A 14,066-nucleotide genomic window follows, 5' to 3' on the forward strand; every position below is an offset into this window, starting at 1 on the left:
TTTAATTGGTAATGTACCTTGAGGAAAACGGAATTGCAAATAAAATCTAAGGTTGAGCAAAAGCAATTTTTAATGCATACAATTCATTGATTCATTCTTGCTTCCACTCCAATATTCTTCTAACTTATGTTATTCTATAGTAGTTCGATACCGTCATGAACGATTTTAAATGAAGATTTATGAGAAAAGCTCTCCTCCTCTTTTTTTGCATATCCTTATTGTGCACAATCCAAAAATCTCTTGCTATTGCCGGCGAATCATCTTCCCCAAAAAAAATTCTGATAATTGTAGAAGGCTCGTCAAGCTTAAAAAACCAAGCCATGGGAGACGGGCGGCAGCTTGCAACGCTTCTTGGGCATTTTAATGCTGTTACAACACTCAAAGGCGTACAGGATTATAAGTTTGGCGAACTCTCTTATTTTGATTATACGTTTTATATTGGTTTTGAAGTCCGCAATGCCGTTCCTACAAAATTTCTTTTAGATGTGTACAACACAGACAAACCGGTTATTTGGATCAACACAGGAATGGTGGAATTTTGTCAGCGGTACGATATGCAGAAAAAATTCGGTTTCACCGTCACACATATCGATTCTGTATTAAAGTTCGATCGGATTTTTGCAAACAATGCGACATTCACGAAAGGGGAACCTCACCTCGGAATCATTCGTATCACAAATCCCACGAAGGTAAAGATTCTCGGAAAGGCATATTCCTCAACAAAACAGAAGGAATCACCATACGCTATCTCTATAAAAAATTTCATCTACTTTGCCGATTCTCCATTTGCCTATGCAATTCCCGGAGATCATTACAATTATTTCGCAGACTATTTGCACGATATTCTTCATGAAGATCATGAGTCATTCCATCGGGCAATGATTCGTATAGAGGACGTAACGCTTTTTGAAAATCCTGATAACCTGCGCGAAATAGCGGACATTCTCTCCAGCCGTGGCATTCCCTTTATGGTTGGTGTCATCCCATTTTTTGTCGATCCCGGCGAAGGAACTCGTTTGAGCCTCTCTGACAAACCGGATCTTGTCGATGCATTACAATATATGGTGCACAACGGCGGAACAATCGTAATGCACGGCATCACGCATCAATACAAAGGTGTGACAGCTGTTGACTATGAGTTCTGGGATGACAACACAGGGGGACCCATCAAAGGTGAGACAGAAGAAGCTGATGCCCGGAAAATCGAATCGGGGATTCAGGAGTTCATGAAAAACGATCTCTACCCTCTTGTGTGGGAAACACCGCATTACACGGCTTCGTTCACGTTATACAAAACAATCGCAAAGTACTTCAGTACAGCATGCGAGCAGCGGCTTTCGATTGAAGATGCCGACTTCAGTCAGTTTTTTCCGTATATCATCAACAAAGATCTGTTTGGGCAGACGATCTATCCGGAAAACCTTGGATATGTCCCGTTAAATCCGGATAAAGCGGCAAGCCGCGCATCCGTTGATGAACTCCTGAAGAATGCAAAAGCACAATTGTATATTCGTGATGGTTTTGCTACTGCCTTTTTCCATGCCTTTCTCGACCTTGATTTGCTGAAACAACTTGTCGATGGATTGGAAGGGCTCGGATACAGTTTCTTCGATATGCGGGAAGTGGCACTCTGGGTCAAAACAAAAGATCGCGTGATCCTTTCCGGTACACAAAGTTATTCTATCACACTCAAAGATCAATATTTATCCGAAGCATATTTCGACGAATCCGGAGAAGTACGCGACCGTTCGATTTCCGAGAAACGGATTCTCGGACCTATCACAAAACAGGTATCACTAAAGCCGCGAGAATTCTATAAGGCCGAACCTACGGAATTTCGTGAACGTGAGCAATCATTCGCGGAAAAAACCATATCTCAGGCAGAACGTTTGTATGATAATCTTTTTGCGAAAGAAGATGAATGGAACGCTGCACATGTGTTGATTTTGTGGAATCATTTTGCGCGCGGCGCTTTCTTCAATGATCAGGCATCATTCGCCTCTGCATTGCGAAGTGTGAACATCATCGCGGATACAGTATTTCTTGGACAACCGATCATTCCGTCGAAATACAATCTCTTGATTGTGCCCGCCGCAATCGCTGACTCACTCACACCGGAAGATATTTCCACTCTTACGAATTACGTCACTTCCGGCGGAAACATTATTCTCGATTCCAAGACCGATCTTGCCGGAGAATTTGGAATTCAATATGCCAGTACGCAGATACGAGTTCGTCATGTACGCGACAAATTATTTCCTGAAGAGCAAATCGTCTGGCGTTATCCTGAACTCGTAAACAAATTCGATGTCGACAACCTCGATAAAATTTTCTGTATCGATGAAGCGACGGAATCTCCGATGGTCATAGGCAAGCGTTTCGGCAAGGGAAAAGTGCTGTATATCAACTCGCGATTCGATCCGCATTCCCAGCAAGGATATTCAAATTATCCATACTTCATTGAGTATATTCGTCGATATTTTCAATTACGCCCGATCGTACGGCGCGAAAAGCTTGAAGTGTTCTTCGAACCGGGGAGCCGGCGTCTGTATAGTGTTGAGAACCTTGTTCGGTCATGGGTTTCGAATGGAATACGTATCATTCACGTCTCAGGCTGGCACGAATATCCTAAATACACATGGGACTACGCACGTTTGATCCGGCTGGCGCACGCAAACGGTATACTCGTTTATGCTTGGCTGGAGCCGCCGCAGATTAGTCAATTTTTCTGGGATACTCATCCGGAGTGGCGCGAGAAAAATATCTTCGGCGAAGATGCGAAACCAGCGTGGCGATACCCGGTTGCGCTCACCGATACACTATGTGTCCAGGAAATGACAAGGTTATACCATTCTTTTTTAGAATCGTTCGATTGGGATGGTGTCGATCTCGCTGAACTCTATTTTGAATCGGGACGTGGATTTGAAGAACCGAAGCTCTTCACTCCTGCTCATCCGACTGCCAGGCTCGAGTTGAAACGAAAATACGGCATCGATTTGAAAGCGGCGTTCGATTCACTTTCCTCATCCTACTGGAAAACAAACGCGAAAGTAAAAGAAACAATTGTGAACTATCGTGTGGAGAAGATCAAGAGTATTTATGAAACCCTTCTCAGATCCTTCAATGAAATCGCAAAAACTAAACCAGGTTTCCAAATCATTGTTACAGCGTTAGACAACTTTGGATCTCCGGAACTTCGCGAGCAATTCGGCATTGATATGCACAGCATCCTCGAACTTCAGAAACGATTCGGGTTCATGTTACAGGTTGAGGATCCGGAATCGAAATGGTCCAGCGACCCGCGCAGGTATATCGACATGGGGAAACAGTACAGCAAACTTGTTGATTCTTCCAAACTCATGTTCGATCTCAATATTCTCACTTTCCGAAAAAAGGAAGCTATTATTCCATTCCCTACACTGATTCAAACAGGGACGGAAAGTTTTCATCTGATTCGATCTGCTTCGCTCGGAGCACCGCGTCTGACGATTTATTCGGAAGCAAGCGTGAACCCGCAAGATTTAAGCTTCTTTTCCAATGCGCTCGCAAGCGATGTTCATTATCGATTCACTGAATCCGGTATACATGTAGAAACGCTGTCTTCATTCGTACTGCGCCTCCCAAAAGAAGTTACTGAAATCACATTGGATGGAAATCCGATGCCGCCGTTCCGGGATAATCGATATGTGATTCCGGCAGGCGAACATTCTATTATTTTGAAGCCACAGACTACAAGTAATTTCTCTACACATGAACTCCAGACACGTATTATGTCCGCAACGGGAGAACTCAAATCTGTGGACTACGGTTTGCGGGAAGTTACTCTGGAGTATAGTTCCGATGTCCGCATGTTACTTTCTCTGAGCAACATGCCTACCTCTGTAACAATCGATGGCTCTCCAATAAATTTTACTGTCATGAAAGGGAACGATTGCTTTAGTACTTTCCTTCCTTCCGGCAGCCATAGAGCAAACATTGTTGCCGGCGATCGATTTGCATACGGCATCAATTTTACCAGCTTCTGGTCGACCACGGCAATTGCGGTATTTAGTGCGCTTGCGATTTCATTGCTTCTCTTGATGTACGTGTTTCTGAAATTTGTCAGGCGCTCTTCGGAAAATCGAAAGGTGTAATATTCCATGACTGTTCTTGAAGTTGATCTGAGTTTTCTTTTCGTTATTGCGGTCATTCTCATTTGGTTCACCATCGCGTACCAGTTCGTACTGACAGTATTCGGTTATATTAACTGTGTTCGTTCACTCCGCGAGAAACGTGAAGTGGATAGACGCACATACGACTATCCTTCTTGTTCGATCCTGATTCCGGCGCATAATGAAGAAAAAGTGATCGGCGCCACAATTGAATCAATGCTCCAGCTTGAATATCCCAAAGACAAACTTCAGATCATCGTTATTAACGATGGATCGAAAGATAGTACGAAAGACATTATACAGCGTTATGCTTCATCGGATGCTCGTGTGCAGCTCTTCGATATACCAAAAGGCGAAGGCGGCAAAGGGAAATCCCGAACGCTTAATCTTGGTATTCAACAAGCCAAAGGTGACATCATCGCTATCTACGACGCCGACAATACACCGGACAAGGATTCACTCCGGTATCTCGTTGCACAATTGATAGACAACAAAGAGCTCGGCGCAGTCATTGGGAAGTTCCGCACAGTGAATAAGAAAGCCACGCTTCTGACGCGCTTTATTAACATCGAAACACTCAGCTTCCAATTGATGCTGCAAGCTGGCAGATGGCAAATGCACGGCATTTCAACGTTACCAGGAACGAACTTTGTGATGTGGAACCATCTCGTACAAAAACTGGGCGGTTGGGATGAAGAAGCTTTGACAGAAGACTCAGAGCTGAGCATCCGAATTTACGAAGCAGGTTATAAAATTAAGTTCATCCCCTATGCAATCACGTATGAACAGGAACCGCAAAAATGGGGCGTCTGGATTCGGCAGCGCATGCGATGGGTACTTGGCAACAATTATGTTGTAAATAAATTCTGGAAAGAAATTCCTCATTTCAAGAATAAGAGATTAGCATTTGACCTGCTGTACACGCTTTCACTTTACTATATTTTCTTTTTTGCTGTCGTTTTCTCGGATATTTTGTTTATTGTCAGTTTGTTTCAAGTGGTGGCAATTTCTTTACCTGGTCCCTATACTTTTGTATGGGTGACATCATTAATTTTATTCATCTTTGAAATATTTCTTTCGATTTCCTACGACGACGAAGATAACTTTAAGAATCTCGTCATTATTGTTCTCATGTACTTCTCGTACTGCCAATTGTGGATTTATGTGGTCATCAAAGCGGCGTATCATGATTATATCAAGAAAGAAAAACACATTTGGGATAAGACGATACGGTTTGATACGCTTGCAGCGCAACCAAAGAAGTAATAAGCCGTGGAATACGCGTCAGAATATTTCATTGCCTGCAAATTGTTCATTTCGTATATTGAAGCAGCGACATTCCATTGCCCCGTAGTGTAATTGGCAACACGCCTGACTCTGGATCAGGAAAGTCTAGGTTCGACCCCTAGCGGGGCAGCTTCCAAATTGGCAATTGACAATTTCCAATTGACAATTTTCAAGGCCTTATCGTCTAACGGTTTAGGACGTGACCCTCTCAAGGTCGAAATACGGGTTCGATTCCCGTTAAGGCTACTTCTTCAGTTGGCCGCTACTTTTAGCATAAGTAGTATCAAACCTATCGTATTCAAAAAATTCCATCAGAATCTTCAACATTCCAATTATCGCGGGTTCTCCACCTGTGCCATGTTTAAAAATGCTGCTATCGTCTATTATTTCTGCGTTTTTACCGCATATTCATCATTTTTTTATGTTTTACTTCGTCCACCATTCCATATTTTATCGTTCCTTTATAATATATGGTGTTTTTTTTATCACACGGTTTTCAATATTTTTTAAATTTCCATTTGCTCATTTCATTAAGAATCTATATTTTCCACCACGTTTTCTTATCACTATCTAAAAGTGACTTATTATGGCTATTGATCTGCTCGAGCAGATACATCCTCATATAAAGGATTCAATCTATCCATTGCGTACTCCGCTTCCAGATTGGAGGATGAAAGAGGGCGAAATTCCCGATGGTGGATCGGCTTCACTGCGCGATAAATCGTGGACGTCAATTCGAATTCCTTTTCAATGGGGAAAGTACGATAAAACGTACTGGTTCCGGGAGACGATTACGATCACACCAGATTTTTCTGGAAAGCCGCTGGTTTTACTTCTTGATTTTCCTGAAGCACTTCTTTATCTCAATGGGAAACCATACCATGGCATCGATCATAATCACAAAGAGATTTTGATTTGCGAGAAATCAAAGCTCAACGAGCAATTTGTTATTGCCATTCAAGCATATAGCGGACGAAGACTCGAACACAACACCTTTTCTTTTGCGGAGCTTGCGGTGTTAGACACAACTGCACGCCGCCTTGACAGTGCCTTGACCGTTCTCCAGGAACTTGATAAACTGATAGACCATGGATCTTACGAATCGAAAAAAATTCGTGACCTGATTCACCGAACACTCATCTTTTTAAAGTACTTTAAGCCCGGTAGTGAGGAATATCCCAACGCAATCCGGCGAGCATATAATTTTCTTCTCAATACACTTGAAACAGAACTGAAGACGACAATTCCTGGACTTGTTCACCTTATTGGACATTCACATATCGACACTGCATGGTTGTGGACACTTCATGAAACAACGAGGAAGTGCGGCCGAACATTTTCATCAGTATTGAGATTGATGGAAGAATTTCCGGAATTTAAATTCTCTCAAAGTCAGCCGGTTCTGTACGAATTTACTAAACGGCAGTATCCTGATTTATATAAACAGATCACTCAGCGTATCACTGAAGGAAAATGGGAACCGCTTGGTTCGATGTGGACTGAAGCCGACTGCAATATACCGAATGGCGAATCTCTCGTCCGTCAAATTTTATTTGGAAAAAGATTTTTCAAACAAGAATTCGGCATTGATTCAAACCTCCTCTGGCTTCCTGATTCGTTCGGCTTCAACTGGTCACTGCCTCAGATACTTAAGAAATCTGGAATAACTCATTTTTATTCCTCCAAACTTCTTTGGAACGACAAAACAATATTTCCGCATACATCGTTTTGGTGGCAGGGAATCGATAAAACAAAAATCCTTGCACACATTTCCCCCGTCGGGCTTGAAGGACAAATTACACCGAAGTCACTCCTGAAGAATATTAATCCAACACAGGAAGACCTGTCTGTATCATCCTCCCTCCAAACATATGGATACGGCGATGGCGGCGGTGGACCGATAAAAGAAAATCTCGAATTTGCTGTCGTACTAAAAACAATCATTGGATTGCCGTCTTCACAGCTTTCAACCGTTCAAGATTTTTTCAGGCAGTTGGAAGAACAATCGGCAAACCTCCCGACATGGAATAACGAGCTTTATCTTGAAACGCATCGCGGCACGTATACAACCCACGCGAAGATTAAAAAAGAGAACCGTGAGTGCGAAAATCTTCTCTATGCTTCCGAGCTCCTCTCCACTCTCGCGATGTTGTTTGGAAAAAATAGTACTGCACGACGTTATCCAAAGCAGAAACTTGAAGACGCATGGAAAAAACTGCTTCTCAATCAATTCCATGATGTCATTACAGGCACTTCAATTGCCGACGTGTACAACGATGCACAGCAGGATTATCAGGATATCAGAATATGTTGTGCAGATATCATGAGTAATTGTATTCAGGGATTATCTTTCCCTGCTAAAAAAAGCAAATCGGAATTCCATTTCGCACTTTTTAACACATTGGGATGGCAGCGAAATGAGTATGTAGAAATTTTTGTGAAGTCGAATGAAAAGTTTCTTTCTGTGGAAGATTCCGATGGAAATCCCGTCCTTTATCAGGTTGTGGAACGAACAAAGAAAGGGCTCATACTGCTCTGTTTCGTTGAACATATTCCAGCTTTCGGATTCAAACATGTACTTGTCCGCACACATGGAGACAAAACAGAATTGTTCGAACCGTGGGCAGCATCGTCAAATAAATTGGAAACACCCTTTTATAGAGTTCACTTTGACGGCAAAGGTGCGTTCAGATCACTGTATGCAAAGCAGCTGCGGCGCGAATTATTTCAGAAGGGGAAAACCGGCAACTTCTTTGCAACATTCCGCGATGTACCTAAGCAGTGGGAAGCTTGGAACATTGATGCTGAGTATGAAAAACACCGGATCGATTTATGGAAAACCAAACAATGTAAAATAATTGAGCAGGGTCCCTTACGCGCAACGGTTCGCCTTGACCTTAAAACTGAAAACGGTTCCACTCTCTCGCAGAATATTCGTTTCTATCGTCATTCACCGCGAATTGATTTCCAAACACATATACGTTGGCTGGAGAAACAGGTTCTCATGAAGGTTGCGTTCCCGTTCAATATGAAAGTATCGAGCGCAGCATACGAAATCCAATTCGGCGCAATCAATCGATCATCAAAACCGCGTACAGATGAGGATAGCGCAAAGTTTGAAGTACCTGCGCAACAATGGGCAGACATGTCCGATGCTAAATATGGCGTCAGTCTGATGAACGACTGCAAATACGGATACAATGCAAAGGAGAATTCACTTCAGCTGACACTGTTACGATCGCCCCGCTATCCAAATCCCATCGAACCGATGCATTGTGATGAGGGAGTCATCGACCAGGGGGAACATACATTTTGTTATTCTCTCTTTCCCCATAGCGGCGATTGGACGAAAGCGGGAACAGTTCAAAAGGCACGTGAATTAAATCATTCAGTTTTAGTTTTTCAAAATCTCCAACCGGAGAATATTCCCTCACTCCTTGAATCCTCGAAGCCGAACATTGTTATTGATGCAATCAAGAAAGCTGAAGAGAGCGATGCAGTCATTCTACGGATGCATGAAGCGCATGGTGTTTCAACAGAGACATCGCTTCGCTTTGGTGTTGACACATCAAGTGCAGCGGAATGCGATTTATTAGAGAATGAAGAAAAATCACACAAAATTGTTAAATCAAAATTGACTCTCAAGTTTAGACCATTTGAGATTAAAACAATCAAACTTGTTACCAAGCCGTTAAAAAAGAATCGTAAATGAATTTTCAAAATGCGCATGAATGATACAGCAGAATCCCACAATGAAACTTACGGCACTACTAACCCGCTTCAAAAAGGGAATCTCTCTTGCTATCGGTCTTGTCATCATCGAGCATGTTGCGTGGATTGTTGAGCCGGCAGTATTTGGAAAAGTCATTGACGCGTTGATTGAACGTGCTTCCGGTCAGGCAAGCAATTTACAGACTTCATTGTTTCCTCTGTTCTTATGGATTGGCGTCTTCTCGATCAACTCTGGCACCGGTGTCATCCGGCGAATCGTTGATCAAAAAATCTATCTCGCAATGTTCACGCAATTGGCAACGGATATTTCAACTGTTGCTCAAGAAAAGAAATTTCGAGCTTCAAAGACTGCAGCACTTGCACAGCTGTCGGAGCAGTATATTACTTTTTTCCAATATCGCGTTCCGGAGATTATTGAACAAGTTGTTCAGATTGGCGGGACTGTCATTGCACTTGCAGTTTTCGATTGGCGAATCTCCCTTACTTGCTTGACCATCGTCTTTCCGCTTCTTCTCATCAACAAAATTTACACGCGAAAAGTCAGCGCACTTCAGAAAGATTCACACGATACATTCGAGAATGCGTACGATGTGTTTTCTACACAGAAACCGGAAGAGATCCGTAGTTACTATACAAAATCCGCAAGCATTAAACAGAAAATAGCGAATTGGGGCGCACTCAATTTTGGCGTGATGCGATGTATTTTACTTTTTATCTTTCTCGCTGTTCTCTATATTTCCATCGATCTGGATGATTTTACAACCGGCAGTATCTATTCCATCGTGGCCTACATTTGGACATTTGTAACCTCTTCCGAATATCTTCCGGAATTGATGGAGAGCTGGACTTCCCTCAAAGATGTTTCCCACCGTTTAAATCAGGCTTCGCTTTAATATTTCTTTTATTTCATTTCATCAAGCGCTTCACGAACCATTTTAATAATTATCACAGCATTGTACGGCTTTTGGATAAAATCCATTGCACCTGATTTAATGATTTCAGTTCTCACATCTAGATTAAAAAATCCACTTGCAAGGATCCCTTTCAACTTCGGATTTATCTTCTTCATTTTTAGGAATGCATCCCACCCGCCAAGGCGCGGCAAACCAATGTCAGACAATACGACTCCGATTTCATCTTTATGTGCAGTGAATATTTCCACGGCTTCCACACCATCTACCGCTTCAAGAACCTTCATTCCATTATCCTCCAACATCATTTTGAGAAGGTCTCTCAGGTTCTCTTCATCTTCCACAATGAGAACTGTATCGTGGCTTTTCACTCGTACTTCCTTTTACAATTTATCCTCATTGTTTTCTAAACGTCCCAATTGGAATAGCTTCACAGTGAACATCATCATCCATGCCATAAGTAAAACACCGCCGGGTGCAGCAAAAGCTGTTGCCATGTCTTTTATTCCGGGAGCAAAGGTTACAAGAATAATATAAATCAATAACAATGCACTTCCCGCGATGCCCATATATGAAGATATCTTATTAAAGATTCTACCTTTTAACATTACAAAAGACATAATGATTCCCGCTATGTTTGGCAATACAAATCCGATAAAAACCCCCAAACTTCCATGCGCTCCTCTTACAAGCAATGCTTCACCGGCTGCCGCGTATAAAGTTTTCTGGGATTCTGTTGTCGAAGCAGCATATTTATTACTGAGTTCAAGCATAGACAAAGCTGTATTACTTGTAACAAAGATTGTTGTACCTACTAGAAAAATAATCAAGGCGAGGATGGCATATGCGTTTTGTACTTTACGATGAACAGCATAAAGTGCAAAATAGGTTGGCATGAGGATTAATTGAATAATAATATTCAACAGATCAAGATTGTATAGTCCAAGTAAGCAGCTATTTTGAAATTGTGCATATCTGTCAATCGCAGTTTGTGGTAAAGCGGATAAATTTCCGCCGGAGATAGAACCAACAATGATATCCAGGAGAATACCCATTAAAGCGATGACAGCAGCGATTCCGCCTAATGTATAAATATTCTTCCATTGCTTCTCTGTATCCTCATTTCCATAGTGCTGATTTTGTTTAAGGTCAGACATTTACAAATTTCCTTTTTCTACATTATGTAGAGTGTTTTACATATGTCTAGAGTAATAGTGCGCCGCATTCAACAAACTAAAATGTGTAAATGATCCATTCTTGGAAAACTCTTTATAGATTCTTGTTAATAACGATACTGCCACACAGCGCATCTGGTAATTTGTATGAGTGTACTTTGAATATTTTGAAAATGCAACTTCTATCAATGAAGAGTGATCAGTGATTAATGTGCGATTTATAATGAACACGGTTGTAGGGTGATAGGGAAATGGGAGATGGGAGACGAGACAATCCCTCATCTCCCATTCCATAAATCTAAACCGATATTATTTTGCTTTTTCTTTCTTCAAGGAATGTCCTGTTATCAGTCCAAAGACAAACAACACTAGTGCCAACGCACCGAACGCAAAGATCGTATCACCAAAAATTCTTGACCACTTGATGGTTTCCACCATCGGTAAATGAAGAAATTCTGAGCTTCGTGCATACCAATATCCATACTTTACCGACGCCCATGTTTGCATCAGACCGACCGGCAGAAGACTTCCAACAACCATCGCCATCAAGCCGATGTTGAGTGACCAGAAGGAAAACTTAAGCATCTTTTCTTTCCACTCCTTCTGCACCCACATAATGCGCAGGCAGAAGAGCATCAATCCGATACCAAGCATTCCATAGACACCAAACAATGCAGCGTGTCCGTGAACCGGTGTTGTATTCAATCCTTGCATGTAATAAAGGGCGATTGGAGGATTGATCATAAAACCAAATAATCCTGCGCCAATCATATTCCAAAACGCAACAGAGATGAAGAAATATATCGGCCATTTATAATTCTTTACCCATTCAGCGGCGCGTGAAAGTTGAATATTTTCCCATGCCTCAAATCCGGCAAGCACAAGAGGCACTACTTCAAGCGCACTAAAAACCGCACCAAACGCAAGGATAGGCGTTGGAGTACCGGAGAAATAAAGATGATGCAGCGTACCTATGATTCCACCTGAGAGATAGACAGTTGAGGAGAGAATAACAGCGGTATTTGCAGTCTTCACTCGAATTAATTTTAATCTCGCAAACATGAATATGATAACGACTGTAGCAAATACTTCAAAGAATCCCTCTACCCAAAGATGCACAACCCACCAACGCCAGTATTCCGCGATAGCAAGATTGGTATGCTTACCCCACATCAGACCTGCCATATAAAAGCCGCCGATGGCGACTGCAGCGATCAGAAATAGTGCAAGAAGAGATCTGTGTTCATCCTTTCGTCGGATTGCAACAAAGATGTTTCTGCCAAGCAGGTATACCCAAAGCACTAATCCAATTGTGAGAGCAATCTGCCATACTCTGCCGAGATCAACATATTCATATCCCTGATGACCGAAATAGAACCAAGCATCTCCGGATAATTTGTGATTGACGCTCAGCCATTCGCCAGTCATCGAGCCAACCACAACAAGAAGCAGCGCACCAAAGAGAACATTGACACCAAATCGCTGACCTTTCATCTCCAATCCACTTACAGCTGGAGCAATATAGAGTCCTGCCGCAAGCCATGCTGTTGCGATCCAGAAAATGCCAAGTTGCACGTGCCACGTTCGAGTCACTACATAAGGCAGCCACTTGCTCATCGGAATTCCATAAAAGCCGTTCCCCTCTACGCCATAGTGTGCGGTGATAATTCCAACAAAGATCTGAACAAGTATTAATGCCGACACTACAAAAAAATACTTGAGTGTTGCTTTCTGCGACGGCGTGTGTTCACTATTGAAAAGCGGATCGGAATTTGGAACCATTGGCGGCAGCGATTCCGACGCATGCGATGCATGATACCAAATCATTGCCCCAATACCGGCAAGCAACAAAATGATACTCACTCCAGTCCAGACAACTGCATCTGGTGTCGGATGATTGTTGACCAAGTCCTCATGCGGCCAATTACTCGTGTAAGTGATATCATCTCCCGGCCGATTAGTTGATGCCGCCCATGATGTCCAGAAGAAGAACGCCGAAAGCTGACGAAGTTTTACTGGATCATTTAATGCACCGCTGGGGATGGCGTAATCCGATTTCCCTTTTGAGAATACTTCTGAATAATGCAGTACATTTGCCTCAAACGCTGCCGCACGAATTGAATCGATGACAATTTTTCCAGTCACAGCATCGTATGTGTTCTTCCGCATCATTTCTGTTAATCTCGATTGCAATAATGCTTTTTGTTCTGGAATGAGGTCGGCATATATCTTTCCGAACTCTTTCTTCGACCAACTGTTAAGAATGAAAACGCATTCGCGGTGAAGCCAATCGGCCGACCAATCCGGCGCAACATAGCTTCCGTGTCCCCAGACCGAACCGAGCTCCATCCCGCCCATCGCCTGCCAGACATTCTGACCTTCGCCAATCTCCCCGCTTGCAATGATAATCTTTCCATCGGTCGTCATAACTGTCTCGGGGATTGGAGGTTTCTCTTGATAGATGCGCCATCCAGCCCACCCCAATACCAAAAATCCTACAAAAATGACTGCAGTAAAAGCTATCCAATAGCGTTTCATGAGAGTTTTCCTTTAAGTATTTAATTTTGCATACGTTAGTAAATTGCAATTCCGTCAATCTCTGTATTGATCGAGATCAAAACCAGCCCTTGCTAAAGCCCGCCTTGTTGCTTCAAGAACATTGGGAGTATCGACATATTTAGCAACCGGCACTGGCGGATAATTTTTCACGTCGTTCATGATCTCATCGACTTCCGATCCAAGAAGGCTCTCACACACTCTATAAAGACAATTCGCGCATTCTTCGTGTCCATTGTGATGATTCATAATCG

Annotated in this window: 8 protein-coding genes and 2 tRNA genes; 6 read left to right on the forward strand and 4 right to left on the reverse strand. The window is 42.6% G+C overall.

Annotated elements, in window-relative coordinates; translation table 11 throughout:
* The first annotated feature begins 179 nt into the window (after positions 1-179).
* The 6 genes from NTX44_08140 (at position 180) to NTX44_08165 (ending at position 10,063) form a co-directional block, all read left to right on the forward strand.
* Complete coding sequence (locus NTX44_08140; protein MCX6121577.1) at positions 180-4,133, forward strand: DUF2334 domain-containing protein; 3,954 nt, start codon at positions 180-182, stop codon at positions 4,131-4,133.
* Positions 4,134-4,139: 6 nt separating this feature from the next.
* The gene (locus tag NTX44_08145; protein ID MCX6121578.1) at positions 4,140-5,417 is read left to right on the forward strand and encodes a glycosyltransferase; all 1,278 of its coding nucleotides are present in this window, start codon (positions 4,140-4,142) and stop codon (positions 5,415-5,417) included.
* A 78-nt stretch (positions 5,418-5,495) separates the two neighbouring features.
* A tRNA-Gln gene (locus tag NTX44_08150) sits at positions 5,496-5,568 on the forward strand.
* A 43-nt stretch (positions 5,569-5,611) separates the two neighbouring features.
* Positions 5,612-5,684, forward strand: a tRNA-Glu gene (locus tag NTX44_08155).
* 340 nt (positions 5,685-6,024) lie between these two features.
* Positions 6,025-9,150: a glycosyl hydrolase-related protein gene (locus NTX44_08160; protein MCX6121579.1), complete on the forward strand. Its 3,126-nt coding sequence runs from the start codon at positions 6,025-6,027 to the stop codon at positions 9,148-9,150.
* 40 nt (positions 9,151-9,190) lie between these two features.
* The gene (locus tag NTX44_08165) at positions 9,191-10,063 is read left to right on the forward strand and encodes an ABC transporter six-transmembrane domain-containing protein (GenBank protein ID MCX6121580.1); all 873 of its coding nucleotides are present in this window, start codon (positions 9,191-9,193) and stop codon (positions 10,061-10,063) included.
* 8 nt (positions 10,064-10,071) lie between these two features.
* On the opposite strand, the gene NTX44_08170 is transcribed toward NTX44_08165, so the two are convergent.
* The 4 genes from NTX44_08170 to NTX44_08185 all read right to left on the reverse strand — a co-directional run bounded on the left by NTX44_08170 (position 10,072) and on the right by NTX44_08185 (position 14,061).
* Positions 10,072-10,452, reverse strand: coding sequence for a response regulator (locus NTX44_08170; GenBank protein ID MCX6121581.1), 381 nt, complete (start codon positions 10,450-10,452; stop codon positions 10,072-10,074).
* A gap of 12 nt (positions 10,453-10,464) precedes the next feature.
* Entirely contained in the window at positions 10,465-11,238 is a 774-nt protein-coding gene (locus tag NTX44_08175) for a DUF4386 family protein (GenBank protein MCX6121582.1), read from the reverse strand.
* A 327-nt stretch (positions 11,239-11,565) separates the two neighbouring features.
* Entirely contained in the window at positions 11,566-13,794 is a 2,229-nt protein-coding gene (locus tag NTX44_08180) for a nitric-oxide reductase large subunit (GenBank protein ID MCX6121583.1), read from the reverse strand.
* Positions 13,795-13,848: 54 nt separating this feature from the next.
* Positions 13,849-14,061, reverse strand: coding sequence for a hypothetical protein (locus NTX44_08185; GenBank protein ID MCX6121584.1), 213 nt, complete (start codon positions 14,059-14,061; stop codon positions 13,849-13,851).
* Positions 14,062-14,066 lie beyond the last annotated feature (5 nt).

This window comes from Ignavibacteriales bacterium (genome assembly GCA_026390575.1).
Taxonomy (GTDB): domain Bacteria; phylum Bacteroidota; class Ignavibacteria; order UBA10030; family UBA10030; genus Fen-1298.

What these genes read in the sequence shown, in the direction of transcription:
- NTX44_08175 (MCX6121582.1), bottom strand. Translation starts at nt 11,238, where the DNA reads ATGTCTGACCTTAAACAAAATCAGCACTATGGAAATGAGGATACAGAG.
- NTX44_08145 (MCX6121578.1), top strand. Translation starts at nt 4,140, where the DNA reads ATGACTGTTCTTGAAGTTGATCTGAGTTTTCTTTTCGTTATTGCGGTC.
- NTX44_08185 (MCX6121584.1), bottom strand. Translation starts at nt 14,061, where the DNA reads ATGAATCATCACAATGGACACGAAGAATGCGCGAATTGTCTTTATAGA.
- NTX44_08140 (MCX6121577.1), top strand. Translation starts at nt 180, where the DNA reads ATGAGAAAAGCTCTCCTCCTCTTTTTTTGCATATCCTTATTGTGCACA.
- NTX44_08165 (MCX6121580.1), top strand. Translation starts at nt 9,191, where the DNA reads ATGAAACTTACGGCACTACTAACCCGCTTCAAAAAGGGAATCTCTCTT.
- NTX44_08180 (MCX6121583.1), bottom strand. Translation starts at nt 13,794, where the DNA reads ATGAAACGCTATTGGATAGCTTTTACTGCAGTCATTTTTGTAGGATTT.
- NTX44_08160 (MCX6121579.1), top strand. Translation starts at nt 6,025, where the DNA reads ATGGCTATTGATCTGCTCGAGCAGATACATCCTCATATAAAGGATTCA.